The sequence below is a fragment of the Chlamydia muridarum str. Nigg genome (assembly GCF_000006685.1).
Taxonomy (GTDB): Bacteria; Chlamydiota; Chlamydiia; order Chlamydiales; family Chlamydiaceae; genus Chlamydia; species Chlamydia muridarum.
This window is the reverse complement of sequence record NC_002620.2, coordinates 1,001,577-1,026,797: the sequence shown is the minus strand read 5'-3', so window position 1 is coordinate 1,026,797 and position 25,221 is coordinate 1,001,577. Positions and strand designations below refer to the sequence as shown.

Genomic DNA, 25,221 nt, shown 5'->3' with positions numbered 1-25,221 from the left:
CTAACGTCGGGTTAAGTACGTGGCTCAGGAAAGATGCTGTTTTGGGAATCTTTCATAAAGGGTAAGAACATAGAGGAGCAACGGATAAGGAGGCGTTCATATGAGAAGGGAGATAGTGCAAAAATCCTCCTACATTCGTTTCATTATACGATGTGTTCATTCCATATCAGGATGTGTATTTACTCTATTTTTATGTGAACATCTTCTTACCAATATTTTGGCAGCATCTTGTTTAGCAAATAGCCGAGGTTTTATTGCCTTAGTGAATATGTTTCATAAGATTCCTGGGCTTAAAATCATCGAGATCTCTTGTTTAGCGCTTCCTTTAGGTATTCATACCATTATTGGATTCGGTTATCTTCTTCGAGGGAAGGAAAACTTCTTTGCTTCTGATGGAAGGGCTCCTTCTTTACATTACGGAAGGAATCTTGCGTATACGGTACAAAGAATAACAGCATGGTTCTTGTTAATAAGTTTAGCATTCCATGTTGTTCAGTTTCGCTTTGCTTTGTACCCTATCCATGTGAAAATTCAAGGAAAAACTTTTTATGCAGTTTCTTTCGATGCTCCTCGATATTCTGCTGTTGTGCGGGGGACAACGGGATTTTTTACAATGAATGTTCCGTTTGCTGAGGAAGGTCCTCAAATTACGGAACAATTTTTACAGGAAAAAGACCGGGCTTTATTTTCATCACATAAGCTGTACATTTTTACTCCAGAGGCAGGAAAAGCTTTTCTTTATGCAGTAAGAAATACCTTAGGATCTCTGTGGATGGCGATTTTCTATACCTTTTTTGTTATGGCTGCCGTTTTCCATGGATTTAATGGAATATGGACGTTTGTATCGCGTTGGGGGATTATTGTGAGGTCGCGGTATTTACGATTGTGTCAAATCTTATGCTACATAGGCATGTTTGTTGTAATGGCTATGGGTGTCAGCGTAATTTGGAATATATATTTGTTATGATGAATAAGCCTTGTCGAGTCATTATTATTGGGGGAGGACTTGCTGGACTCTCTGCTGCTATGCAACTTGCTGATAGAGGAATGTTAGTAGAGCTTTTCTCTTTGACAAAAGTAAAACGATCTCATTCTGTATGTGCGCAGGGAGGCATCAATGCAGCTTTAAATTTAAAGGACGAGAACGATTCTCCTTATATTCATGCTTACGACACGATAAAAGGTGGAGATTTTTTAGCGGATCAGCCTCCAGTTTTGGAAATGTGCTTAACTGCTCCTCGTATTATTCACATGTTGGATAGGTTTGGTTGTCCATTTAACCGAGATGCTCAAGGGAATTTGGATGTACGGCGTTTCGGAGGAACCTTGTATTATCGCACTGTATTTTGTGGCGCCTCTACAGGACAGCAATTGATGTACACTATGGATGAACAAGTGCGTCGTCGTGAATGTCAAGGGAAGATTATCAAAAGAGAGAATCACGAGTTCGTTCGATTAATTACCAACGAAGAAGGGCGAGCTTGTGGTGTTGTTGTCATGAATTTATTTAACAACCGTTTAGAGGTTGTACAAGGTGATGCAGTCATTATTGCAACGGGTGGACTAGGAGTGATTTTTAAAATGTCCACTAACTCGACTATTTGCACAGGAGCAGCAAATGGACGATTGTTTATGCAAGGCATGCATTATGCCAATCCAGAATTCATTCAAATTCATCCTACAGCCATACCTGGAATCGATAAGCTCCGCTTAATTTCTGAGTCTGTTCGAGGAGAAGGAGGAAGGGTTTGGGTGCCGGGGTGTTCATCCAAGACCATTATTTTCCCCGATGGTTCTCGACGTCCTTGTGGGGAAACAGGTAAACCCTGGTACTTTTTAGAAGAAATGTATCCTGCCTATGGAAATTTAGTGAGTCGAGATGTAGGAGCTCGGGCTATTTTGCAGGTTTGCGAGGCTGGGATGGGGATTGATGGGCGTTATGAAGTATTTTTAGACGTTACCCATTTGCCTATAGAAACTTTGAACAAGCTAGAGGTTGTTTTAGATATCTATTATAAGTTCACAGGAGAGGATCCTAAAAAGGTTCCTATGAGAATTTTCCCCGCGGTGCACTACTCTATGGGAGGTGCTTGGGTGGATTGGCCAGCGAGTGATGATGAGGATCGGAATAGTCGTTATCGACATATGACAAATATCCCAGGTTGTTTTAACTGTGGAGAGTCCGATTTTCAATATCATGGAGCAAATCGTTTAGGAGCAAATTCTTTATTATCTTGCTTATATGCAGGATTAGTCGCTGGAGATGAAGCTGCGCGATTTATCGAATCTTTTGGAAGCAGTCCCTACTCGCAGCAAGATCTTAAACACGCCTTGCAACAGGAAGAAGAGCTCTCCCAGGAAATTTTATCGCGTAAAGGAGGGGAAAACATTTTTTCCTTACATGAAGAGATCGCGCGAGTGATGGTTAATAATGTTACCGTGAAAAGAGAGAATAACGCTCTTGTAGAAACCTTGCAGAAGTTAAAAGAGTTTAGGGAAAGATTGAAAAAAGTTTCCGTACATGATTCTTCTCGATTTGCTAATAAGACTTTCCATTTTGTTCGACAAATGGAGCCTATGTTAGAACTAGCTTTAGCGATCACTAAAGGGGCGTTATTGAGAAACGAATTTCGAGGATCTCATTATAAACCGGAATTCCCGAAACGGGATGATGTGAATTGGTTAAAAACGACCATTGCTACCTATTCTGTAGACGAGCCTGAAATTTCTTATAAGCCAGTAGACACTCGTCATGTGAACCCAGAATTACGAGATTATACACAACGGGGAGAGAAAGACGTAGTGTTAGAGAATATTCCAACGAATATTCATTTCCCTATATAGGAGGCTATTGTGCAAGAAACGTTTATATTGAATATATACAGAGGCGTTCCTGGAAAACAGTATTGGGAAAGTTTTGAGTTGGAGTTGCATCCCGGAGAGAATGTAATTAGTGCCCTTATGGAGATTGAAAAAAATCCCATAAATACTCAAGGGGAGCGGGTGGATCCTGTAGTTTGGGAACAGGCGTGTTTAGAAGAGGTCTGTGGTTCTTGCGCGATGCTAGTGAATGGGGTGCCCAGACAAGCTTGTACGGTATTAATTCATGAACATATGGATGCCAAACGAGAGATCAAATTGGCGCCTCTTTCCAAGTTCCCATTAGTTCGTGATTTGATTGTAGATCGTTCTGTGATGTTCAAAAATTTAGAAGAGATCCAGGGATGGATTTCTGCTGATAAATGTGGCGAAGGACCTGGTCCACAAGTCTCTCAAGAAGAGCAGGCTTTAATGTATTCTTTATCGATGTGTATGACCTGTGGATGTTGCACAGAGGCTTGTCCCCAAGTTAATGAGAAAAGCGATTTTATGGGACCTGCAGCCATTGCTCAGGCTCGTTATTTTAACTCCTATCCTGGAGAGAAGCGACGAGAGAGTCGATTACGAGCTCTTATGGGGAATCGAGGAATAGAAGGGTGTGGTCAAGCACATAATTGCGTGCGTGTCTGCCCAAAAAAATTGCCTTTAACAGAAAGTATCTCAGCTATGGGATATGAGGTTTCTCGTTTTTCTCTGCGGGCACTATTTACTGCTTTATTTAAGAAGAAAAAAGAAAAAGAACCAAAAGATTCTATAGATCCTGAGGTGTAAGTTTCGGAGATTGCATCGCAATTTTGTTCCATGGTAAAGGATGAGAAAAAACTCCTTTCTTTGCCATGTCTCGGTTGGACGTCTTTGTATTCGATTCCTTAGGTAACAAAGAGAAAGCCTCTTCTTTAGAGGAAATCTTATGTGGTGAAAATCCACAAGAGTTTGCTCAGTATAGCAGAGCTTCTTTAGCAAAGAAAAATCTTTCCATTGCGAGAAAGTTAGCCAGTTATATTCTGAATGATCAGGGAGATCTTGACCTTGGGAAGGTAGTTGAGTGTATTCAACTATTAACGAAATATCTGTATCCTCTAGGGCCCCATCGTCAAGAAGAAGGCCCGGCTCGAGAGCATTTATTAAAGATGCTTGAGTTTTTGCATGATGACCAAGAAATTAAGAGCCGTTTGCGGCGTTTTTTTGTTCCCTCTTATGCTAAAGTCCAGGATTTAATTCGCAATACGTTAGCGCTTTCTACTGGAGAAACGCTAACAGTCCGTCATGTACGAGAAGCTGTTTTAGTCTCTTTATTTACTTATTTACGGCAAGACGTTGGGTCTTGTTTCGCAACAGCATTAGCGATTCTTATCCATCAAGAATANCCACTCTTGTTTGTTCGTGATCTAGAAGATTTACTATCTTCTGGGAAGATTTCCCGTATTATTGGTGATCAGGAAATTTCTGTTCCGATCAATCTTCTTCCTTCTGTAGGAGATTTATTTAAACCTATTCGTGTGATTGATTTATATCCTAATCCAGTAGCCACTCTTGCGTCTTGGTCGAATATTCAAGCAGCATTTGATGCCTCTGGAATATTCCCAAAAACAGCAGATATCTCTCAAGAAATTCAGACATTGCTAGCCAATGAAAGAGTGTATCAGAAAATACAAGATTTTCATGGGGAGATCACGGCTCATGATGTCATTCAGGATAGTTTATTACATTACTATCAAATTTCTCCTTCTGCGGTTCAATCTTCCATTTTACAAGAGGGTTTTCGTAATAGAAAGTGGGGTATGACTCCTGGAGCATCTGTACTTTCTGCAAGTAGTCAACATGTGCTCAGTTACTTAGAATCTTATGAGCAGGCTACGCAAGGGTTTATTCGCGATACACAGAACGTCTTGTTAAAATCATGGGAATACACATTAGCTACATTGGCAGATGCTAATCAAACAACAACGGTCAAGCATTTACAAATCGCTTTAGGTTGGGATGCCCATGATGAATATGGATTATATGCAATTATCCGAAAATTTTTGGACGATGAGATAAAAGTAACACACACTTTTGCAGGGCAGTGTGAGCAGACTTATCAAGAGGCAAAAGCCCAATTAGAATATGTAGAAAGTCGGATGCGTAATCCGATTAACAAACAAGACAGTCAGATTTTAGCGATGGATCATGTGCGATTTCGACAAGAGCTAAATCAGGCTTTGCAAGATTGGAATGCCGCTCAAGAAAAACTCAAGAAAATCATTACTTTACCAGACTTTCTCTTGTCTTTCTATTCAAGGGAAATACCAGTGTATTTTCGCAGTATATATGATGCGTTTATCAGGGAATTTTCTGGTCATTACGCAGATGGTTCTGCCGGGTTCCGCATAGTATTTACTTATGGAAGAAGTCATCCAAACACCTGGGAGCCAATCTATTCTATCGAAGAATTTATTCATGCTTTGACTGAGTTTTTCACCTCTACAGAGGGGGATCTTTTAGCGAAACATAATGTTTCTGGGTTGGAGAAAGAAACATCCGTTCTTTTGCATCATATTGTATCAGCTTTACATGAACCCCGTTTTCAAGAAGCTGCAATGGAACGGATTCTTAACGCTTATGATTGTCCGATTCCACAGGGAATTTTTCAGCATTTAGATCAAATTACGCATACCCCTTGGGTTTATGTTTCTGGAGGAACAGTAACGACGCTAGTAAGCAATTATTTTGAAAACAAACACACCTTATCTAAGCTAGAAAAACTTCCTGCCGATCCGCATGAATTAGCAGCATTTTTTGCTGATGCGTTGAAAGATCTTCCCGAAGCTGTGAAAGAGTATTTAGAGGATGGAGAACATTCTTTACTAGCAGCAACTCCTTCCCATGTATTTTCTGTAACAGCAGGTTCTCCTTTGTTTAGAGATGCTTGGACCAATGATTGGTACAGCTACACCTGGTTACGAGATGTGTGGGTTTCTAAGCATCAAGCTTTTTTGAAGCATACGATTTTTGACAAATCTGCGATTTACGCGTTTATCACACGCTTCTGTGCGCGCTATTATTTACAGGAATTGACACAAGAGTTTGTCTATTTTTGCGATGACCTATCACTATCCATTCCAGAGTTGTATGATAAAAGTGTGCGCTTTTTCCAATCAACCGTTCGAGAGGAAAAGGTTATAGCGACTTTACAAAGGTATTTAGCATATCAATTAGTAAAAGAAGCTCCTTATATTTCTGAACAGAGATTACCTGAGGTTATAAGAGACATTTCATCTTATTTAGGAATTTCATCGCGAATTTCTTATGATCGTTTTGCATCACTGTTAGAAGAGAATATAGAAAAGCATTCGTTAATATCCTCGTCAGAACTAAGACACTTGTATAAAGGTTTGTTAATGGCAGGGTATCAGCGTGTTTATCATGAAGAAGATCTGTCTATGCGTTTGATAGCTGCTATGCGTCATCATGGGTTGGCTTACCCTGCGCCTCTTCTTTTTGGAGATACGAATTGGGCTTATCGGTATTTTGGGTTTATTTTGCATCCTGGGACGCAGGAGATTGATTTATGGGATTTTAACTATTTAGGATTAGCAGGGCGTCCTTCAGAAAATAAGGACAGGTGGTTTGGTCAAAATTCCTGGGTTCTTTATCCCAATCCTATAGATTATGGTATGGTTCCTCCTCCTGGATATCGTAGTGGGCTACCAAAAGGCTTTTTCTAAAAGAAAATGGTTTATTATCTAGTTTTAGATAAAAGAGAAGAAGCCCACAGCTCCATCAATCTGCGTTTGTTTTTTATGCTTGAGCATAGTTGTTAAAATTTCTGCAAAATTTTCAGAGTTTAGTGGAGAGAGAGAATCTTTGAGCAAGGATTCTATAGGGAGTCTTTTTAGATGCTGAGTCATATTCGGGCCTCCTGTGAGACAAACGAGAATATCGCCAGGCTCAATACATTGTTGTTCAGAAATAGCAAGAAGTTGTTCTTGGCGTTTTAAGAATAGAGCGGGTGGATTTGTTCCTTGAGAAAGAACGGATAATGATCTAGATGCAAGATGATATTCGATAAAAGCCATTGAAACAGAAGCTTCGTTGCCTATAGTAGCTTCATCAAAGCTTTGAGTAGTTTTATGGCAGATATCAGGAAGAGGGTAGCCTAAACTTGCATAAGTAAGGAATAGACTACGGGCAGAGAGTGCATAGAGATAAGAAGGGAGGCCGATATCTCCAGCGATTCCAATCACTCCGAGTAAGCTAGTTCCTGTAGGGGAAGTAACCCATCCATAAAAGAGACCTGTTCGTTGTTCTCCTTGTAAGTAGTGCAAAGAGAAAGTCCCTCCTGGAAGCTCATTAGAACGTTGACAGAGAAGAGTATCTTGTAAGGAAGAGAGCAAAGCAAGCTCTTTTTGTAACAAATTCCCGGAAATATACTCTATTTCTGCTTTGTCTTTAACATTGAGAAGCAGTAGCAGCGTACAGTTAAAAATATTTCCAAGTTCATTGATTTCATATCCGTAGGGTTGTGGTTCATAGCGAACATGATGATTTCCTTTCCAAGCAGACTCCATACTTACAGTGAGTTCTTGTAAGGGACGATTCAATCGTTTGCTAGTACAAGAGAGCAGCCATCCCATTAGAGAAAAGGCAAGAATGTAAAATAGGATAACGTTAATCGGTAACCGTAAGGCTTGTGTGACACAGCTTGACAAAGGGATAAGAGCAAGGGAATAAGTGTGTGGTATGGGGGGCCACGACGAAAGGTATGCTAAGAAGGTTTTCCCTTGTATGGAAACTTGTAAAAGTTGTTTAGATTTGAATAAGTTGGGAGAGGCTTCTAAAGAGTATGAAGTTTGTGAGGAAGGGAGAGAGGGATACCCAGATAGAGAAAGACTAAAGCTCCCTTTTTGGAGAGAGGGCGCATCTGAAAAGAGTAATTCTCCATTCTTATTTAGAAAGCAAAGTAGATCTTGTCGAGACTGATTATTCTGAAAAAGATAGTTACGCAGTTTTTGCATAGAATAGAATGCAATTACCCATCCTGCTAAAGAGGGATCCCCGTATATAGGAAGAGGTTCTGCAAACACAAGGTAATGTTCCTCTGTATCTAAATATTCTGAAATAGAAATTAGGCTGGCATTTCCTGGGTTCTGGATGAGCTTATCACGTATTTCTGGGTGTGCTTTTATATATCGTACAAAAGGGTCTCTAGGATTTTTGGTGCGAATGCTGTCATTGGCAGAAGAAATTAAGCAGAGCGATAAGTCTGTATCTCCAAGAGCGATCATTTCGCTATAGGCTTCAGTGAAAAAGTCATTAGCTGTTGTTAGAGTTTTTAAAGCTAAGGTTTCTGCTAGTCGTTTCAAGAAGATTTTTTGTATGGCGATTTTTTTTTCCAGTTCTAAATGAAAATTCATCGTTCGTGTGTGTAGATCTTGGATCACAGTTGTTTTGACTGCTGCAAAAGAAAAAAACGAGAGCACGGCTAGATTAAGAAGGAGGGGGGCAGGAATCACTAGAAAAAGGAAAAGGAGGATTCTTTTCGTGAATGTTTGTCTCATTCTACACACAAATTTAGAAAGGATTATTCCAAGAGGCTCTTTAACGGTACGATAAAGAAGTTGAAAAGAAAAAATCTACAAGGATTCGTATAGGAATCTGCTAAATGGAGTGGAGTTCAATGAGCAGTATCAGTCTTAGTGATTTTCAAGACTAGTAGCGTGATATCATCATGTTGTTGGTAGTCTTTCACAAAAGATTTAATAGAAAGCATAATGGATTGGATTGCCTCTTCCGCACTATGTTTGGTTAGAGAGGCGATTAAGGTTTTTAAGCGTTCTTCTCCGAACATTTCGCCATGTTTATTATTCGCTTCGGTTACACCATCTGTATAGAGAACCAGAAGAGACTCTTCTTCAAGCGTGAGAGTATATGCAGGATGAGGCGGTACTTCCGGTAAGAATCCTAGGGCCATACCAGGGTGAGAGAGAAAAGAAACTTCTCCATTAGGCATGCGTAGGCAGGCAGGATTATGTCCACAGGAATAGTATTCTAGCTGCCGTGTTGCATAGTGATAACAGTAAATGCATAAGGTAACAAACATTCCTGACTCTGCTGTTTGCTTGTAGAAGAGCGAAGAAGTTTGTTGAACGGCTTCTTGTATAGATGAAAGTTCGCTTAAAAAGGTGTGTAACATATTTTTAAGGAAAAGAGAGTAAGCGCAGGCATTCACTCCTTTCCCTGAAGCATCAGCAACTATTAAGAACAGTTTTGCCTGATCCCCTTCGCCTATGACAAAGGAATCAAAAAAGTCTCCTCCTACCGTAATGGCAGGGATATAGGCTTTTGCAATTTCTGCTGTAGGATAATGAGGGAGCTGATTAGGGAGAAGGCGTTGTTGTGCTTCTTCTCCTAATCTTAGAGCATTTTGGGCTTGCTGTTTGATTTCATAGTTTTTTTCTGCCAGTGATTGTTGTTGCGAGAGGCTTTGCACCATCGAGTTAAAGATTTCTCCCAGACGATTAATTTCAAATCCTAAGGAGTCTGGTTCGTAAGGATGGTGTTGATTACGTCGTGTTTCGATCATCACTGTAGCAAGCTTACGTATAGGCTTAGATAAGCGTTTTGCTACTAAAAAAGCGGTAATACTTCCTAAAAGTACGCAGCAAAAATAAGCAAAATATAATAAGGCTCGACGCCATAAAGAAGCAAAAATCGTGGTTTTTTCTTCATAAGTTAGAATACAGAAATCCATGTCCTGTAGGGGATGGATATAGCCCCACATTTCTTTGTCTCCGATGTAGAAAGAAACAAAGCCTTCTCCGTAAGGAAGAGGAGAAAGGTTTAAGGGAGATCGTAGTAGGAGATGTGGGGGGCAGAAATCTTTACGAAGGAACACATCGCAGAATTGCTCTTGAGAGACTTCTTTGTATATAGATATAAGATTCAGCGTTGAGTCAGTTGCTTGGAGAATAATCCCATTTTTAGAAAGGATAGCCGTTTTGATAGCACGAGGGTTTTTTGAAGCTAGCAACCCATCTAATAAGTAATCCGTATCGGAAAGAGTATAGAGGATACCAAGAACCTCTTGAGAGCTAATATCGAAAATATTGGTTTGCAATACAGAAAGAACTGGAGAAGTTCCATCAGAGTGCCTCAAAGTAGCTAAAAAAGGTTGATAAGAAGAAAGAAAGATTTCTTGATTATAGTTCTTTCCAAGTTGTTGAATTTGGCTAGAAGCGACAACTGTAAAATTGCCGTCGGCATCCTTTTTAACAAGAGAGATCTCTTTGTAAGTGGAGTGAAAAATTTTTTCCATCTCCTTGCTGAGAACGAGATCGGGTTCAGAGGGAACCCCTCTATCTAAATCGAAAATTTCAGAAAAAAGAGCCAGTATATCAACGTTTAAAGGGATAACCTGCTGTAATGTGTGTGCTTTAAATAAAGCGTTTTCTCGCAAGTCAGAAGTGGTAGAAACTAATGTTTTTTTATATTGCTGGAGGTTCAGTTGAAAAATATTAATCCCTAAAGGGAACATGATAGCGGCTACACAGATAAGCCATAAACGAAAACCTATCGTTCGTGTGAAAGAGACCATAGCATATCGGTTCTCGTGAATAGGGATGGTCATATGCTTTACTTTTCCCCTAAAGGAACAGGATAAAGCTTTACATACTCTCCTGAAAAAAAATCTACAAGCAAAGAGGAGAAGGGATCTTTATAAAAATCCCTTCTTAACTCATCAACCTAGTTATGCTTTAGAAAAAGGATTGGAATCTTGAAATACAGCTTCTGGGCCTATTTCTTCTTCAATAGCAATCAAGCGGTTGTATTTAGCAATACGCTCGGAACGAGAGAGAGAGCCTGTTTTAATTTGCCCTGTGTTAAAGGCAACCGCAAGATCTGCGATTGTGGTGTCTTCTGTTTCTCCTGATCTGTGAGATAGGATGGTCGCATAGCCCTGCGTAGTTGCTAAGCGGATAGCCTCCGCTGTTTCTGTAAGCGTCCCTATCTGATTGGGTTTGATAAGAACGGCATTAGCTAGGCCTTGCGCAATTCCTTCGGCAATCAAAGCAGAGTTCGTGACAAATAAATCATCTCCTACTAATTGAATGCGATCTCCTAAAGTTTCTGATAAAAGCTTCCAGCCTTCAAAATCTTCCTCAGCAAGGCCATCTTCGATAGAATCTATAGGATAGCGATCGCATAATTCTGTGAGTACAGCAACTTGATCTGCAGCGGACTTGCCATCATAAGTTTTATCCTGAGTATTGTAAAACGAGGAAGCTGCGCAATCAAGAGCTAAAGAAATATCCTCTCCAGGGATAAAGCCAGCCTTTTCAATAGCAGCCAAGAGAAGGTCAAGCGCCTCTGAATTGGAAGCGAGTTGGGGAGCGAATCCGCCTTCATCTCCGACTCCTGTAGAAAGTTGCCGATTTTGTAAGATTTTTTTCAAAGTGTGAAAAACTTCTGCTCCCATGCGCACAGCTTCTGTTAGGGAAGGAGCGCTAATAGGACGGATCATAAATTCTTGAAATTGGAGGCCATTTGTTGCATGCATGCCACCGTTAATGAGGTTCATCATTGGGCAAGGGAGAACATGCGAGAAAGCTCCTCCCAAATACCGGTATAAAGGTCTCTCTAAAGTTGCAGCAGCAGCCTTTGCTAATGCTAAAGAAACCCCAAGAATCGCATTGGCGCCTAATTTTTCCTTGTTAGAGGTGCCATCAGCATCGATCATAATAGCGTCTGCTGTGATTTGATCAAAAACACTGAACCCTTGTAGGGCAGGTAATAGAACTTTTTCCACATTAGCGACTGCTTGTAGAACTCCTTTTCCTTGATAGCGTTTAGGATCTTGGTCACGAAGTTCTAAAGCTTCTTTAATGCCTGTAGATGCTCCAGAAGGAACACAAGCTTCTCCAAAGATTCCTGTATTAGTAATGACTTTAACATACAAGGTAGGATACCCTCGGGAATCTAAAATTTCTCTAGCTTCTATATCGGAGATGACAACATCAAACATAACAAGATCCTTGTCTAGAATGGTTAATGAAAGCGGTTCGCTCGTTTTATTTGTTTCCTCCGATAAGAATCTTACGGTACTAAATAAAGAGAAGCCCGGAGGTGATTTGCTTCAAGAAAAGGATCATAGCGAGGGACTAAATTCTGTGGTATCCTTTTCATTTTGAATTTCCATCCTCTCCTTGTTTAAAAAGCAGTTGGCGTTTCGCCGCATTCATCAAATCACGGTACTTGGCTGCTTCATCAAACTGAAAATCTTGAGCAGCTTTATACATCGCTTCTTCGTATTGCTTGATAGAAGATTCGAGATCTTCAGTAGATTGGGTTTCTGGACGGGAATCTTCTTGAGCGCCCTCTTTAGTAATGGGGTTAGCTAAGATGGGTTTAATAATGGGCTTAGGGGTGATATTATGTTTTTTATTGTAATCGAGTTGTATTTGTCTGCGTCGTTCTGTTTCTTTGAGCATATGATCCATGGAAGGGGTGATGCGGTCGGCATAAAAAATGACTTTTCCATGGACATTGCGTGCGGCTCGTCCGCAGAATTGAATAAGGGAGGCGCTACTACGTAGAAAACCTTCTTTATCTGCGTCAAGAATCGCGACTAATGACACTTCGGGTAAATCGATTCCTTCTCGAAGAAGGTTTACTCCAATAAGAACATCTATCGTTCCTAACCGTAAATCTGTAAGAATTTGTGTCCTTTCTGCGGTTTCAATACCTGAATGAAGATAGGCGGCAGCGATTCCCAGTTCAGCTAAGAAGGCTGCGATGTCTTCAGCTAATTTTTTTGTGACAGAGACGACTAATATTTTTTCTTGATCTTTGCGAAGTCTCTGACGAATTTCTTCTAAGAGGTCATCTATCTGTCCTGTCGCTGGGCGAATTTCTGGCAGTGGATCAGGAATCCCTGTAGGACGAATGATTTGTTCTATGATATGTCCTCGGCTTTCTTGGACTTCGAGTTCTCCAGGAGTAGCCGATACATAAACTACGCGACGAAAATATCGCCGAGCTTCCTCATAAGTAAGCGGTCTATTATCAAAAGCAGAGGGAAGACGGAATCCATATTCAACAAGAGACTGTTTGCGAGATTGATCTCCGCGATACATGGCACGCAACTGAGGAAGTGTCTGGTGGGACTCATCGATGATTAAAAGGAAATCTTCTGGGAAATAGTCAAGAAGACAAGTTGGAGGTTCTCCTGGAGCTGCTCCAGTAAAGTGTCTCGAGTAATTTTCAATCCCTTTACAGAACCCGATTTCCTTGATCATTTCTATATCGTGCGTGGTGCGTTGAAATAGTCTTTCTTGTTCTACAGGCCGTCCTTCAAAAAACAGCAGACGCTGCTCTAATTCTTCGCGGATGGTACGAATGGCTTGTTCACGAACTGCTTCGGGAGTAACGTAGTGAGATCCAGGATAAAGAGTAACGGACGGGACCGTATGAGAGGGGATCATGGTCAACGGATCTGTATATTCTATGGAAACAAGTGTATCGTTGACGAATTCAAGCCGAACGGCAAGATCACTTTCATAAGCAAGGAAAATATCTATGACGCTACCTCGTTCGCGAAAGGCACTGCGTTGAGGGGAGGCAGAAGCTTGATAGTGCATGCGTACGAGTTGGGCAGAGAGCTGGGAACGAGGATATTCTTTTCCAACTTCTAATATAAGAGCCATAGAAGAGTAGTTGTCGGGAGAGCCAATGCCGTAAATACAAGAAATAGAGGAGACGATTAAAGTATCCCTTCGTTCTAAAATAGATCGCGTCGCAGAAAGGCGAAGTTTGTCAATTTCGTCATTGATGAGCAGGCTTTTTTCGATATAGGTATCGCTACGCGCAATATAAGCTTCGGGTTGGTAGTAATCGTAATAGGAAATAAAGTATTCAACAGCATTTTCAGGAAAGAATGCTTTAAATTCTTGGTACAACTGAGCGGCCAGTGTTTTATTATGCGCGAGTACTAAGGTAGGGACATTGACGTTGGCAATTACGTTCGCCATGGTAAATGTCTTTCCAGATCCAGTGGTTCCTAGAAGAACCTGTGAGGGAATCCCATCTAAAATTCCTCGAGAAAGCTGACGAATTGCCTCAGGCTGATCTCCACAAGGGAGGAAAGGGGCTTGTAATACAAACTGCTGATTCAGAACTTTCCTCCCATTCAAAGGATTATGGTAATGCGTCATTTAGAAGAAGCTAGAATAGAGCGCCACTTGCGGCTTAATCCTAGGTTGTTATGGACTTCTTCCATAGTTTCCCGTGCTACTGATCGCATTTTTTCCGTACCTTTCTGTAAAGCCTCTTCAAGAATCTTAGGTTGAGCGACGAATTCGCTGCGTTTTTCTCGGAAAGGATTGAGGAAAAGGTTAATCTCTTCTGCTAAGCGGGCTTTTACTTCCACATCTTTAATGCATCCTTGGCGGTAACGAGTTTTAAACTCTTCCACCTCTTCTTTGTGAGGATTAAAAAGATCATGGTAGATAAATAAGGGATTGCCTTCTACTCTTCCGGGAGTCGTTGCATGAACTCGGTTAGGATCTGTGTACATTTTTCGTATTTTTTCTTGTACCGTCTTCTCATCATCCGAAAGATAAATGGCATTATTAGCGGATTTACTCATCTTTCCTTGACCGTTCGTGCCTACCAGAGAGGTTAGCTCTCCTTGTAAGATATCGGGCTCTGGGAAAACGGATCCGTACAGCCGATTGAATGTTTTTGCGATATCACGAGTCAATTCTACGTGAGCTTCGTTATCTTTACCAACAGGAACAAGATGCGCTTTAGCAAGTAAAATGTCGGCGCTTTGCAATACAGGATAACCTATAAGCCCATGGGAAAGACTTTCTTCATTGATAGAAGCATTGCGAGCCATCTCTTTAATGCTGGGAATACCCATGATGTGATTCAAGGGAGTCAGCATCGAAAAGAGGAGATTTAATTCATAGATCTCGGGAATAGCTGATTGCAGGTAGATAGCAGACTTTTCTGGATCGATGCCTACGCTTAACCAATCAGCAAGGACATCATAAATATGGCTATCGATATGAAGAACTTCTTCTTTTCGTGTTTTAGTGGTTAGCGTATGCAAATCTGCTATGATGAAGAAACAATCATAGCGAGGATCGTTTTGTAGCTGCAGGCGATTCATAATAGAGCCAATCCAATGCCCCAGATGAAGTTTCCCTGTAGGACGATCTCCAGTAAGAACTCGTTTTTTATTCATGGTCGATTTACGAGGCGGGCCCCAATTTGGGAAGAAACCTCGTTCCTTGCTGTTTCTTTAATTCTTAACTTGCCGATTATTCAAAGATAAGCCCCCAAAGATTTTATTGATATAGTCTTGTCTGGGGGCATTAATACCGTTTTCAGAAGAACGGTCGCCAGGAAGGCTAGTAGATTACATAGATTTCGTCAATTCTTCAAAGTGAGCCCGTAAAGAATCCAAATCTTCTTGAACTTCTTGAAGATTTTTTTCTCCAATAGGATTTTTTTGAGCTTCAAGTAGACGAGATAATAAGTGTCGGATGAGGTGGCAGGTGTTTTGCACATCAGTCATAAGTAAAAATTCCTGACCATCAACTCGGGAAAGGCGGTTCAAGAATACACAGCGCTCCTGTTGAGCGAGCATATCTGAAGTAATGAAATTAATGAATTCTCCTCGTTCATGAATATCTTTTGCCACACGAATCAACATCATAAATTGCACAATGAGGCTTTGCGCAGACTGTTTTTGTCCTGCAGGTAATTCTTGCAGAAGTTTTCCATTGATCAGCATTTCAAATAAAAAATTGGCAAGTTCTTGCTGTCCCTGCGCGCAGTTAAATATCACATTTTGGAATTCTCTAAATGTCGTATACCCAATAGGAGTAGCAAAAATTCTTTTTAAGTTACCTTCTAAAAGTAGGAACGTGTTGTTATCAATTTCTAGAGTTTTGGATTTCGTTGTCATTTCGGGACACCTTAGTGTTAGAAAGAAGGTTAGTTGTAACTTTTTGTAACTTTTTAATCAATTTCTCCAAGGCAATGAGTTCTTCGTGAGAAACGTCGGTGCATTGTCGCAGTAATTTCGTGCCTTTAGCAAGAAGAGTAAAAGCCTTTTGGGAAAGTGGGGTGTGGCGTCGATCTGTAGGGAGTAGAGGGAATTCTTTGCGGATAATTTCAAGAAGTTCACCTTTAGTTTCTCCTTGATAATTACGGATGATCGCCTCTTTCTTCTCTTGAGTTCCTTCTCGAGCAGCTAGTGTATAGACAGCTTGTCTGGGTAATTTTTCTAGTTCGAGCTTCAAAGAATCCGGGAGAGTGGAGAAGAGTTCGTAATATACTAAGAAATTATAAGGAGTTTGTCGATTGCCATAGGTAAGCAACAGCCATGCAGAGAACGCTCCTTCCCGATAAGATGTTAATAATTCTCGAACTTTTTTGATTCGTTCGCCATGGAGAAGTACTGCTTGATGATGGATCTGTTTTACTTGAGCAGATAAATGACAAAGTTGTTGTAGATCGTGTTTAGAGATTTCGTTAGAAAAGGAATACTCTTCGAGTAATTGACGAAATTTGGCTTCTTCTTGCGAAGAGAGCTTAGGATTCGTAAACCCATTTAGAAAAGGAGAAAGCTCTCCCTCCAATCGCTTTTTAGCGAGAGACTCCATTTTATCGGAGGTGGGTTTTTTAAAGCGATTTTCTAGAAGGGTTTTGATGTTTCCCATAACGTTAGATGTCCCTTAACAAAAATAGCAGTTCTTCAGTTAATTTTAGATAGTCTTCCGAGGCTCGAGCTGAAGGAGCTGTTGAGAAGACAGGTTTCCCATGAATAGCGGCTTCTGAGATGGTGATATCCCTGCGTATACGTGTATTAAGAAGCTTCCCAGGGAACGTTTTTTGGATCAGTTCTGTGAAAGCAGCATTATTTTTCCCTCTGTAATTCCAAAAAGATAGCGTGACACCTAAGATATTAAGAGGATGTCGTGATGAAATCCCTTGGATGAAGGTTGCCAATCTTTCTAGACCTTTGACGCTATAAAATTCTGGTGTGGCGCAGATAAGCGCATGTTGAGCGGCGATTAGAGCAGACTCGGTGAGCCAACATAGGGAGGGAGGGGTATCAATAATGACGTAGTCATATTGGTGTTCTATTGTGGAAAGAATCGTTTTTAATCGCTCGTGTGAATAGCGATCAGCTGCTAGAGATCCTGAGACTTCAACACGTTCCAGCCAAGTGTCGGCAGGGATGAGATCCAGCCCTGAAGAGTCAATAGAACGAATGACCTCACTTATTTGTTTTTCTCCTTGCAGGACAACAGCAAGGCTATCATAACAATCAGGATCCAGACCCAATCCTGCTGTAAGATTCGCTTGAGCATCGAAATCAATGAGAAGGACGCGAGCTTTATGATATTGGGCTAGAGCAGCTCCCAAATGAAGGGTTGTAGAGGTTTTTGCTGTGCCGCCTTTAAAACTGTTAACAGCGATTGTTTTCATGTTTATAACGAGGTGAAGCCCCCTTTAGGGGGAGGAAGCCTCGCTCCTTTTTAGTTGCTTTAATTCCTTATATTGCTTGTCCATAAGCAAGGACGGATAAGGATCCTGGAAGGTGGATAAATCTGAGGAGTCTTCCGGATGCCTCTTTCTATATTATTGGGTATAGCATCCCTCCGATAGAAAAGACAAATTTTTCGAGACACGTCTTTTGTAAACGGAGCAGGATTACTGTAGCAACTACCTCATGAGACTTTACAAAATTTATACAGCACAATCGTACAGGTCGACTTAATCTGAGAACCTTCAACTAGTCCGTTGTATTCTTGTTAGGAGTTTTTTGCTACAGCGAACATGTTATAAAGCTTTTGACTATTTGAAATCTATGATCGTTTATAAAGAAGACTACTGGAGTGAATAGGAGAGAGTAGGAGGCTTGCATAGATAAAGTTACCTATGCAAGCCAGGATTTTACAACGAAGAGGTTAAAGATAAAGAACGAAGCTCTTCAAGAATTGTATTAGTGAAATGTTCGACAGAAATGTCATTTAACACACGATTGTCTCGTGTGCGTACCGCCAGTAGTTGGGTTTCTAGCTCTTTGTCGCCAATAGTAATCATATAGTTTACTTGCATGTTTTGAGCATTGCGAATTTTTTTACTGACAGATTCACTCGCTTGATCCACTGTGGCAAGAATTCCCTGTTGAGTGAAATATTTTGCTAATTCTTGAGCACGAGCTTCATGGCGATCTGCTACAGTAATGATACGTACGTGCTCTGGACTTAGCCACAGAGGGAAGCGCCCTTTAAAGTGTTCGATCAGAATACCTAAAAAGCGTTCTATAGATCCAAATAAAGCTCTATGAAGCATAATAGGAGTGCTTTTCTCCCCTTGAGGGTTCGTATATTTCAGATCGAATCGTTCTGGGAGAAACATATCCAATTGAATAGTGCCGCACTGCCAAGTTCTATTAATGGCATCTTTCACATGAATATCAATTTTTGGACCGTAAAAGGCGCCTTCCCCAGGACTAATAATAAAGGGTTTTTGTGATTTGACCAGAGCGTTCTTCAAAGCTTCTGTTGCCAGTTCCCAAAGATCATCGCTTCCGATTGTTCCTTGTTCAGGTCGAGTGGAAAGTTCTAAGTGATAGTCTAACCCAAAGGTTCCATATAGTTCGGAAACAAGATTAAGGATATTCAGAGTTTCTTCTTCCACTTGTTCAGGAGTTAAAAATACATGGGCATCATCTTGATGGAATGTACGTACTCGCATCAGCCCAGATAGAGCTCCGGATAGCTCGTGTCTGTGCACATGGCCGATTTCTGCAATGCGCAGCGGGAACTCCCGGTAACTATGTAGTTGTGTCTTGTAATACAACATACATCCAGGGCAGTTCATGGGTTTGATTGCGTAATCTTCTTCATCCACTGTTAAGGTGTACATGTTTTCTTTATAATTTTCCCAGTGGCCGGAAATCTCCCATAACTCCCTACTCATAAGTTGAGGGGTTTGGATTTGTTGATAGCCAGCAAGTTGATGAAGCCGTTTCCAATAATCGATTAAAGCGTTCCAAATTACCATTCCTCGAGGATGGAAAAAAGGCATCCCTGCAGAGTAGGATTGTTGTGAGAACAGATCTAATTTAGTCCCGAGTACACGGTGATCACGTTTTTTTGCCTCTTCCAACTGGTGGAGGTGTTCTTTTAGCTCCTTAGTTGTCGGGAAGGCGATTCCGTATATTCGGATTAGAGATTCTTTAGAAGGATCTCCTCTCCAATAGGCTGCGGATGTACGTAACAGTTTAAAAGCCTTCACGGGAGCTGTTGAAGGGAGATGGGGGCCGCGACATAAGTCTAAAAACTCTCCCTGTTTATAAGCGGAAATCGTGGCTTCTTCCGGAAGTTCCGTGATGAGTTCGATTTTAAATGGATTATCAGAAAAATAGGCGAGAGTCTCCTCTTTATCCGAGAAAACTTGACGTGAGATCGCCAATTTTTCTTCCGCGATGGCTTTGGCCATAGCTTCTATAGCAGGAAAATCTTCTTCGCTGATAGAAAGGTTTGCAAAATCGTAATAGAACCCCTGATCAATAACCGGACCTATTGTGGGTTGTGCTGAAGGCCATAAGCGTAGTACTGCTTGGGCTAAGATATGTGCGGAAGTATGTAAAAAGATTTCTCGACCTTGTGGGTCATCCCAAGTGAGAAAGAGAACGGTATCTCCGTCTTTTAAGGTGGTGGAAAGATCCTTTTCTTGGTCGTTAATAAGGGCCCCTGCAAAGCAATGAGAGTTTTTCATCTTGCTTGCAAGATCCATCGCTGAGGCGCCTTCTGGTAGTTCGAAAGCTTCTTGATTACAAGTTACGTGGATCATTCCTTCTCCATAAATAAAAATTTTAAACGCTCCCGTGAAAATCTTTCTCGTTTTACGTGGAGTATTCGCTATTGTAGCGTTTCACGGAACTAAGCAAAAGGGTTTTATGAAGATGTATGCATAATATCGACTCTGCTAATAAAACTTTTTTCAAACTGGGGTTTTTTCAAGAGATCTTCTACAATAGAAGCTTATTTTTTAGCGCAGTGGCTAACCATACGAAACCGCTCTATTTGGTAGTGGGGTGTGATGTTAGTTTTGCGCTTTGCAAATCTATATGTAGAACCCATGGCTATTTTCTTAATTTTCCTTAACGCTTTTATTTGGTCTTCTTCGTTTGCTTTGAGCAAAAGCGCAATGGATGCTGCTTCGCCTTTATTCGTTACTGGAAGTCGAATGGTATTAGCGGGGATCGTTCTTTTTGGGCTTTTGTTATTCAAACGAGAGTCTTTCCGATTACCACGCCAGGCGGTTATGCCCATTGTGTTACTTTCTGTAATCGGATTTTATCTAACAAACGTTTTAGAGTTTATTGGATTACAAGGACTCTCTTCGTCTAAAGCATGTTTTATTTATGGATTTTCTCCTTTCACCGCAGCTTTTTGTTCTTATGTTCAACTTAGAGAAGTGGTTACTTGGAAGAAGTTGGGGGGATTAAGTTTAGGTTTAGTGAGTTATCTCGTATACCTGCTATTTGGAGGAGGAGAGGATGTATCAGAATGGGGATGGCAGCTGGGGATGCCGGAGTTGTTATTGATCGTTGCTACATGTCTTTCTTCTTATGGGTGGACTTTGCTTAGAAAGTTAGAACGACAATGTGAGTCCTTGTCTATTACAGCTATTAATGCCTATGCTATGGTGATTGCGGGTATATTGTCATTAGCACATTCCGCGATTACTGAAGTCTGGAATCCTTTGCCCGTAGAGAATCCTGTCTTATTTTTGCAGTCGATAGGTGCTTTGGTGATTTTTTCGAATCTGATTTGTTACAACTTATTTGCTAAGTTGCTGCGATCATTCTCCTCTACCTTTCTATCATTTTGTAATTTAGTCATGCCGTTATTTGCGAGCTTTTTTGGCTGGTTACTGCTTGGAGAAAGTTTCCCTCCAGGATTATTATTTGCAGTAGGTTTCATGGTTTTAGGCTGTCGTTTGATTTACCATGAGGAATTCCGTCAGGGGTATGTTCTCTCTTCCGAGTAAAGAAAAACCGTAGGTGAAGAACACCTACGGTTTTTATAGAATCCAAAGAACACGTAATCTAAAAAGAAGATAGTTAGTTGAACATAGCTCCTGTTGTTTGTAGTGAGGAGTCCGCGATACTTTGCAAAGTTTGCAGAGCAGAGTTGAAGCTTTGTTGAGACTGCTCTTGAAGTTGTTGTGCTTGGGATGCATATTGCGATTGGACTGAGTTTAGGGACTTAAGTTCTTCAGCGCGAGCTTCGGCCATCCCTGCCGCTCTTTGTTCATTTGCCACTTGAGCCCCAATAATTCCTCCTGTAATCCCATCAACACCAGCTGTTAGACCGTGGACCATTTGTGAGATGCTCATGGCAGAAGAGAGGGCTCGTCCTGCAAATTGCGCTGCACGACCTCCTTGTGTTTTTACAACGTTAAGGCCTCGAGATATCTTTTCAGACCAATTTGGGGTATTTAATGCGTTTCCGAACAACCCTCCAGTAGCTTTACTTGCCGTTTGAGAAAGTGTTTTTGAAGCCGTATCCGTCATATTTTGAGTCAGTTTTGTGGCTGCAGATGAAGCTGCAGAAGCAGCTCCAGAGGCTGCTTTAGTTCCAGCAGTAGCGGCTACGTTTGCTACGTCATCAAGAGCATTGACAGCTGTTTTTGCTGCGGCACTCGTTGCAGAACTTGCTGCTGTTGCGGTTTCATTGGTAAAGGCTGCAGATTTTAATCCGCCCAAACTTTTTGATGCAGATAAAATTCCTCCTCCTACTGAAACAGCAAAGCCTACTATATTTGTAATCCCAGAAATTAGGCTTTGTTTAGCCTGTAATTCTGTAGCGGCGGCTTGGTGGTTTGCTTGTGTTCGAATAGCATTCCCGATTTCTGGTGCCATAGCTACTTGGTTTTGGATGGCTTGGTTTTGTTGTTGGAAAGAAGAAGACCAGCTTTTGGCGCTTGCTTGGGCTAGTAGGGTCATAATTAATCCCATAAGCGCTAGCGTTCCCATATTCTTTTTCAAAACAACGCCATTAACATTGGGGTTGGATGGAGAAGGAAGAGAGGCGGAGCCATCATTATTAAATCCGGAGCTTCTTGCTCCTCTTACGGCTTGAGCGGTTGCTGTTTGGCTAGCCTGAGCAACAGATGTTGTTGTTGTTGTCCCACTACTTTTTTGTGCTTTTTCGCTTTTCCCACTTTTTGATGTTTGACTAGTGGAAGCCTTCTTACTCTTTCCAGTTCCTTGGGAGTCCTGAATTAAGTCCTCAAAACTTGCTTCTTCTTGTTGTTGAGTTTTGGCTGCAGCACCATTTTTATCTGATGCGGATGCTGAGTTAGCATTTTGGGTGAGTTGAGCTAACAATGAGGGATCTGGAGTATTATCTCCACGTACTCCTGTTGTCATAACACACAATCTCCATCAAAAAGTTAATAGTTAAGCCGCGGCGGCTAGAGCGCCACTTATTGCGGACAAAGCTTTTGCTATTTGAGCTCCTGTTTTGGCCGCTTGCTGTTGTGTTTCGCTAGGGCTTTCGGTTTGTTTTGCAGCAATCTTACTTGCTTGTTGCCAGAACAAGGTGAACGCCTTCATCATTTCAGATTGGGCTGTAAGAGCTCCGACCTCTTTTTGAATCTTAGCAAGATCTTTTTGCATGTCAGATAGCTGCAGATTTCCAATCCCTGATACGAGTTGGGGAACTGCTGTCAGTGCTCCAACTCCTAATGTTACCCATTTACTTCCCAGAGTGTTCATCACTTTGGATAGGTTAGGGAAGGATTTACTAACGGCATTTTTCCCTGTGTTGAAAATTTTACCAATATTTTTGGTAAGAGTTTTAACAGCAGCTTTTATAGCCTGTTTAATCGCTTGCATGATCCCTTTTTTAAGTCCTTGCTTAATCGCTTGGACAATAGCCTGCTTGACCCCTTGAATGATAGCTTGCTTAACCGCTTGCATGACTGCTTGCATCGTAACTTGGGTCGCAACTGTTGTTGCCACAGAAGTTGCTGTCGTTGCTGCTGCTGTAGCCCCTGCTGTGGCTCCCGCTGCTGCTGCTGTAGCTCCTGCTGCTGCTGTTCCGATTAAACCAAGACCGCAAGTGAATAGTGCTGCTACAACAGAAACTACAGTGATAGCGACAGTCACTCCAATCATCACTTTGTTAACGGTATCCATCGTGGAGTTGTTGCCAGCTTTTTTCTGGATCTCTTGCAATTTTTGGAACTCTTCTCGTTCTTTGTCGATTTTGAGTCCTTGAGATTCCAGAGACATTTTGTTCATATTGGAGGCTTGAGTTTGCGTGCTTTGGAAATTTTCCAAAGCTGCTTGCGTAGACTCTCCAAGGGCTGTAATTGCCTTCGCTAAAGCTAAGCTGATTTCCATAACATCTTGGCGAGGCGTCGTTGTAGGCTTGGGTAGTCCCGGAGTATCTAAGTTCTTTAGGGAAGTCTCGTTAGTAGATCTCGTTGCAGAAGCAACAATGTTCTGAATTTCTTGTAGTTGGGACGCATCTACGGAGGAGAGGGAACTTAAAGAGGATAGTTCTAAAGATTTGTTGGTATCTTCTACACGTTTTTGAGAAGCTGCTCCTGTGGAAGCGTTCTGAGTTAGCGATGCTGTGCTTGCAGAGGCCGTTTCCTTCCCAGCGGCTAATCCTTGCTGTTCTATGACCTCTTGGCCTTCCATTTGGGAAACAGAGGATGCACGATCCTTCCCAGCCGCTCCAGCAATAGCTGAATCGCTTTCCATGTTCAGGTCGTCTCGGTTCTGTCTAGTCTGTTGGACCTGTTTAACCTGATTGTCTGTCAGCTTATCTGCATTAGGAACGCCTTGAGGAGTCGATGTAATGACTTGAGATAAGACACTTCTTAGATTGTTGCTGTCAGAAGACGAAGAAGATGAAAGAGACATATAACCTCTCTGGGAACTCTTTATGAGATGAGAAAATTATTTCTCATCTGCAATGTGTTTATTTACGGCTTCGGTTAGGTGTCTTAAGCCTAGGAATATGCTAGAAATTTCTTGAGAAAGCTGAGCTTCTTCTTTAGGATTATTCAGAATGCCTTTCGTCAGGGTTTCTATAGGTAAAGAGTCTAGCATTCCACTCAGAGCCGCCATCATCTTGGCTAGTTGCTTCTCATCCTGCATTTCAGAAAACATCTGTGCCAAGGGTAAATCTTGTGAGAAAGAAATGATGACATCTTGCAGCTCTTGTAAAGCTGGGGCTTCTTTTGTTGAAAGATGTGCAGGCTTTACCTGAGACTTAGAAGAAGAGCGCTCTTTATTAGGCTTATGTTTTTTACTCATAGGTGAGACTCTGTGCTGCTTCGTTATTTATTTTGCTTTTTTCTTGTTAGGAGATGATTTCTTTGCTTTTGTAGTAGAGGTTTTGGATTCGGAGCTTTTTGCTGATGCGCGTTTTTCTTTTTTCAACATAGCATCTAAAGATTGCTTCATAATGCTGCAGCGCTCTTTGAGGACTTTGTACTCTGGTTTGTTCTTGCACATGTCGATAGTGATATCGAGGAAATTCTGAGATTCTTCGGGTTGATCCAACTGCATTAAACTGTCTGCAATGTAGTATGGTGGGATGGGGTTTTCTGGTTGTGCATCGAAAGCAAGGAAGAATCCAAAAGCTGCTTCATCGTACATTTTTAGCTGATGATAGCAAGAGCTTAGCCCCAAGATGTATTTGTAGCACTGAGGCTTAGAAGCGGTTAAAATTTGGAAAAGGCCAATCGCTTCCCGATATTTTCCTTGAGAATAGAAGGTATAGGCTACCGTGTAGATCTCTTCGAGAAGAACGTCAGAAAGCCCCAAGATTTGCTGAAGAGTTAACCCATCACCTAACCCTTGCAAAATTTCTAGTAAAACTTTTTTTGTTTCCTCTTCCGTAGGAACAGGATATTTCTGCTCTAAATCTTCAGCTTTAGCCTTTTTTTGTGCAGCAATCTCGGCCAAGCGGCTACGTGATTTTTTATTAAAAGAGGCCGAAGGTTTTTTAGAATTATTAGAAGATGGAGTGCTCATCGCGATAATTCCTAAAAAATAAAAAATAACAACTTCTACTAACAATATTAAATGTGATTGGATTGATTTAACAACTTTAATTAGAAAAACATTTTTTAATCTTTCAATTTAAACAATCATAACTAATTCTTTTTACATAAGTTAACTTCATGAAGAAACGTTAGCCGTTGCCTTGCAATTTTTTTTTGTGGGAGGTACCGTTAACTCCTGTGCGAAAGGCTCGGATCTGGTGTTTTCTCTCGTGCTGTCTCTTTTTAATTATTAATGTT

Annotated in this window: 18 protein-coding genes; 5 read left to right on the top strand and 13 right to left on the bottom strand. The window is 41.2% G+C overall.

Annotated elements, in window-relative coordinates; translation table 11 throughout:
* The first annotated feature begins 100 nt into the window (after positions 1-100).
* The 4 genes from TC_RS04940 to TC_RS04460 all read left to right on the top strand — a co-directional run bounded on the left by TC_RS04940 (position 101) and on the right by TC_RS04460 (position 6,587).
* Positions 101-967 (top strand): succinate dehydrogenase cytochrome b558 subunit, encoded by an 867-nt coding sequence (locus TC_RS04940; protein ID WP_010231839.1) that lies wholly within the window; start codon positions 101-103, stop codon positions 965-967.
* Positions 964-2,844, top strand: coding sequence for a succinate dehydrogenase flavoprotein subunit (sdhA, locus tag TC_RS04470; RefSeq protein ID WP_010231836.1), 1,881 nt, complete (start codon positions 964-966; stop codon positions 2,842-2,844). The genes TC_RS04940 and sdhA overlap by 4 nt, the downstream gene beginning before the upstream one ends.
* A 9-nt stretch (positions 2,845-2,853) precedes the next feature.
* A complete protein-coding gene (gene sdhB, locus TC_RS04465; RefSeq protein WP_010231833.1) occupies positions 2,854-3,651 on the top strand; it encodes a succinate dehydrogenase iron-sulfur subunit in 798 nt (265 codons plus the stop codon).
* Between the two features lie 65 nt (positions 3,652-3,716).
* Positions 3,717-6,587 carry a hypothetical protein gene (locus TC_RS04460; protein ID WP_010904418.1) on the top strand — a complete coding sequence of 957 codons (2,871 nt, stop codon included), beginning with the start codon at positions 3,717-3,719 and terminating at the stop codon, positions 6,585-6,587.
* Positions 6,588-6,611: 24 nt separating this feature from the next.
* Here TC_RS04460 and TC_RS04455 read toward each other — a convergent pair whose 3' ends face one another.
* The 9 genes from TC_RS04455 to thrS all read right to left on the bottom strand — a co-directional run bounded on the left by TC_RS04455 (position 6,612) and on the right by thrS (position 19,740).
* Positions 6,612-8,420 carry a PP2C family serine/threonine-protein phosphatase gene (locus tag TC_RS04455; protein WP_010231831.1) on the bottom strand — a complete coding sequence of 603 codons (1,809 nt, stop codon included), beginning with the start codon at positions 8,418-8,420 and terminating at the stop codon, positions 6,612-6,614.
* Between the two features lie 116 nt (positions 8,421-8,536).
* Entirely contained in the window at positions 8,537-10,489 is a 1,953-nt protein-coding gene (locus TC_RS04450; protein WP_010231830.1) for a SpoIIE family protein phosphatase, read from the bottom strand.
* Positions 10,490-10,609: 120 nt separating this feature from the next.
* Positions 10,610-11,884 carry a phosphopyruvate hydratase gene (eno, locus tag TC_RS04445; RefSeq protein ID WP_010231826.1) on the bottom strand — a complete coding sequence of 425 codons (1,275 nt, stop codon included), beginning with the start codon at positions 11,882-11,884 and terminating at the stop codon, positions 10,610-10,612.
* A gap of 157 nt (positions 11,885-12,041) precedes the next feature.
* Positions 12,042-14,072, bottom strand: coding sequence for an excinuclease ABC subunit UvrB (uvrB, locus tag TC_RS04440; RefSeq protein ID WP_010231819.1), 2,031 nt, complete (start codon positions 14,070-14,072; stop codon positions 12,042-12,044).
* The gene (gene trpS / locus TC_RS04435) at positions 14,069-15,109 is read right to left on the bottom strand and encodes a tryptophan--tRNA ligase (RefSeq protein WP_010231815.1); all 1,041 of its coding nucleotides are present in this window, start codon (positions 15,107-15,109) and stop codon (positions 14,069-14,071) included. The genes uvrB and trpS overlap by 4 nt, the downstream gene beginning before the upstream one ends.
* 174 nt (positions 15,110-15,283) lie before the next feature.
* The gene (locus TC_RS04430; RefSeq protein WP_010231811.1) at positions 15,284-15,835 is read right to left on the bottom strand and encodes a CT584/Cpn0803 family type III secretion system protein; all 552 of its coding nucleotides are present in this window, start codon (positions 15,833-15,835) and stop codon (positions 15,284-15,286) included.
* A complete protein-coding gene (locus TC_RS04425) occupies positions 15,804-16,592 on the bottom strand; it encodes a pGP6-D family virulence protein (protein ID WP_010231808.1) in 789 nt (262 codons plus the stop codon). Before TC_RS04425 ends, TC_RS04430 begins: the two co-directional genes overlap by 32 nt.
* Positions 16,593-16,596: 4 nt before the next feature.
* Positions 16,597-17,364: a ParA family protein gene (locus tag TC_RS04420; RefSeq protein WP_010231805.1), complete on the bottom strand. Its 768-nt coding sequence runs from the start codon at positions 17,362-17,364 to the stop codon at positions 16,597-16,599.
* A gap of 468 nt (positions 17,365-17,832) precedes the next feature.
* The gene (gene thrS / locus TC_RS04415; protein ID WP_010231801.1) at positions 17,833-19,740 is read right to left on the bottom strand and encodes a threonine--tRNA ligase; all 1,908 of its coding nucleotides are present in this window, start codon (positions 19,738-19,740) and stop codon (positions 17,833-17,835) included.
* 288 nt (positions 19,741-20,028) lie between these two features.
* Here thrS and TC_RS04410 point away from each other — a divergent pair, with 288 nt between their 5' ends.
* Positions 20,029-20,943, top strand: coding sequence for an S-adenosylmethionine/S-adenosylhomocysteine transporter (locus TC_RS04410; protein ID WP_033151487.1), 915 nt, complete (start codon positions 20,029-20,031; stop codon positions 20,941-20,943).
* Positions 20,944-21,016: 73 nt separating this feature from the next.
* Here the strand turns inward: TC_RS04410 and sctE are convergent, their stop codons facing one another.
* From sctE to TC_RS04390, 4 genes are read right to left on the bottom strand one after another with little or no spacing between them, the layout of a single operon-like run.
* Complete coding sequence (gene sctE / locus TC_RS04405) at positions 21,017-22,327, bottom strand: type III secretion system translocon subunit SctE (RefSeq protein ID WP_010231795.1); 1,311 nt, start codon at positions 22,325-22,327, stop codon at positions 21,017-21,019.
* Positions 22,328-22,357: 30 nt separating this feature from the next.
* Positions 22,358-23,833: a type III secretion system membrane protein gene (locus TC_RS04400; RefSeq protein WP_010232280.1), complete on the bottom strand. Its 1,476-nt coding sequence runs from the start codon at positions 23,831-23,833 to the stop codon at positions 22,358-22,360.
* A gap of 36 nt (positions 23,834-23,869) precedes the next feature.
* Positions 23,870-24,229 carry a hypothetical protein gene (locus tag TC_RS04395; RefSeq protein WP_010231790.1) on the bottom strand — a complete coding sequence of 120 codons (360 nt, stop codon included), beginning with the start codon at positions 24,227-24,229 and terminating at the stop codon, positions 23,870-23,872.
* 27 nt (positions 24,230-24,256) lie between these two features.
* Positions 24,257-24,952 (bottom strand): SycD/LcrH family type III secretion system chaperone, encoded by a 696-nt coding sequence (locus tag TC_RS04390; protein ID WP_010232278.1) that lies wholly within the window; start codon positions 24,950-24,952, stop codon positions 24,257-24,259.
* Between the last annotated feature and the right edge of the window lie 269 nt (positions 24,953-25,221).

Bases quoted from the DNA above. Each gene is read 5' to 3' on its own strand.
- TC_RS04940 (WP_010231839.1), top strand. From the start codon at position 101: ATGAGAAGGGAGATAGTGCAAAAATCCTCCTACATTCGTTTCATTATA.
- sdhA (WP_010231836.1), top strand. From the start codon at position 964: ATGATGAATAAGCCTTGTCGAGTCATTATTATTGGGGGAGGACTTGCT.
- TC_RS04455 (WP_010231831.1), bottom strand. From the start codon at position 8,420: ATGAGACAAACATTCACGAAAAGAATCCTCCTTTTCCTTTTTCTAGTG.
- TC_RS04450 (WP_010231830.1), bottom strand. From the start codon at position 10,489: ATGACCATCCCTATTCACGAGAACCGATATGCTATGGTCTCTTTCACA.
- eno (WP_010231826.1), bottom strand. From the start codon at position 11,884: ATGTTTGATGTTGTCATCTCCGATATAGAAGCTAGAGAAATTTTAGAT.
- uvrB (WP_010231819.1), bottom strand. From the start codon at position 14,072: ATGACGCATTACCATAATCCTTTGAATGGGAGGAAAGTTCTGAATCAG.
- trpS (WP_010231815.1), bottom strand. From the start codon at position 15,109: ATGAATAAAAAACGAGTTCTTACTGGAGATCGTCCTACAGGGAAACTT.
- TC_RS04430 (WP_010231811.1), bottom strand. From the start codon at position 15,835: ATGACAACGAAATCCAAAACTCTAGAAATTGATAACAACACGTTCCTA.
- TC_RS04425 (WP_010231808.1), bottom strand. From the start codon at position 16,592: ATGGGAAACATCAAAACCCTTCTAGAAAATCGCTTTAAAAAACCCACC.
- TC_RS04420 (WP_010231805.1), bottom strand. From the start codon at position 17,364: ATGAAAACAATCGCTGTTAACAGTTTTAAAGGCGGCACAGCAAAAACC.
- thrS (WP_010231801.1), bottom strand. From the start codon at position 19,740: ATGATCCACGTAACTTGTAATCAAGAAGCTTTCGAACTACCAGAAGGC.
- TC_RS04410 (WP_033151487.1), top strand. From the start codon at position 20,029: ATGGCTATTTTCTTAATTTTCCTTAACGCTTTTATTTGGTCTTCTTCG.
- sctE (WP_010231795.1), bottom strand. From the start codon at position 22,327: ATGACAACAGGAGTACGTGGAGATAATACTCCAGATCCCTCATTGTTA.
- TC_RS04400 (WP_010232280.1), bottom strand. From the start codon at position 23,833: ATGTCTCTTTCATCTTCTTCGTCTTCTGACAGCAACAATCTAAGAAGT.
- TC_RS04395 (WP_010231790.1), bottom strand. From the start codon at position 24,229: ATGAGTAAAAAACATAAGCCTAATAAAGAGCGCTCTTCTTCTAAGTCT.
- TC_RS04390 (WP_010232278.1), bottom strand. From the start codon at position 24,952: ATGAGCACTCCATCTTCTAATAATTCTAAAAAACCTTCGGCCTCTTTT.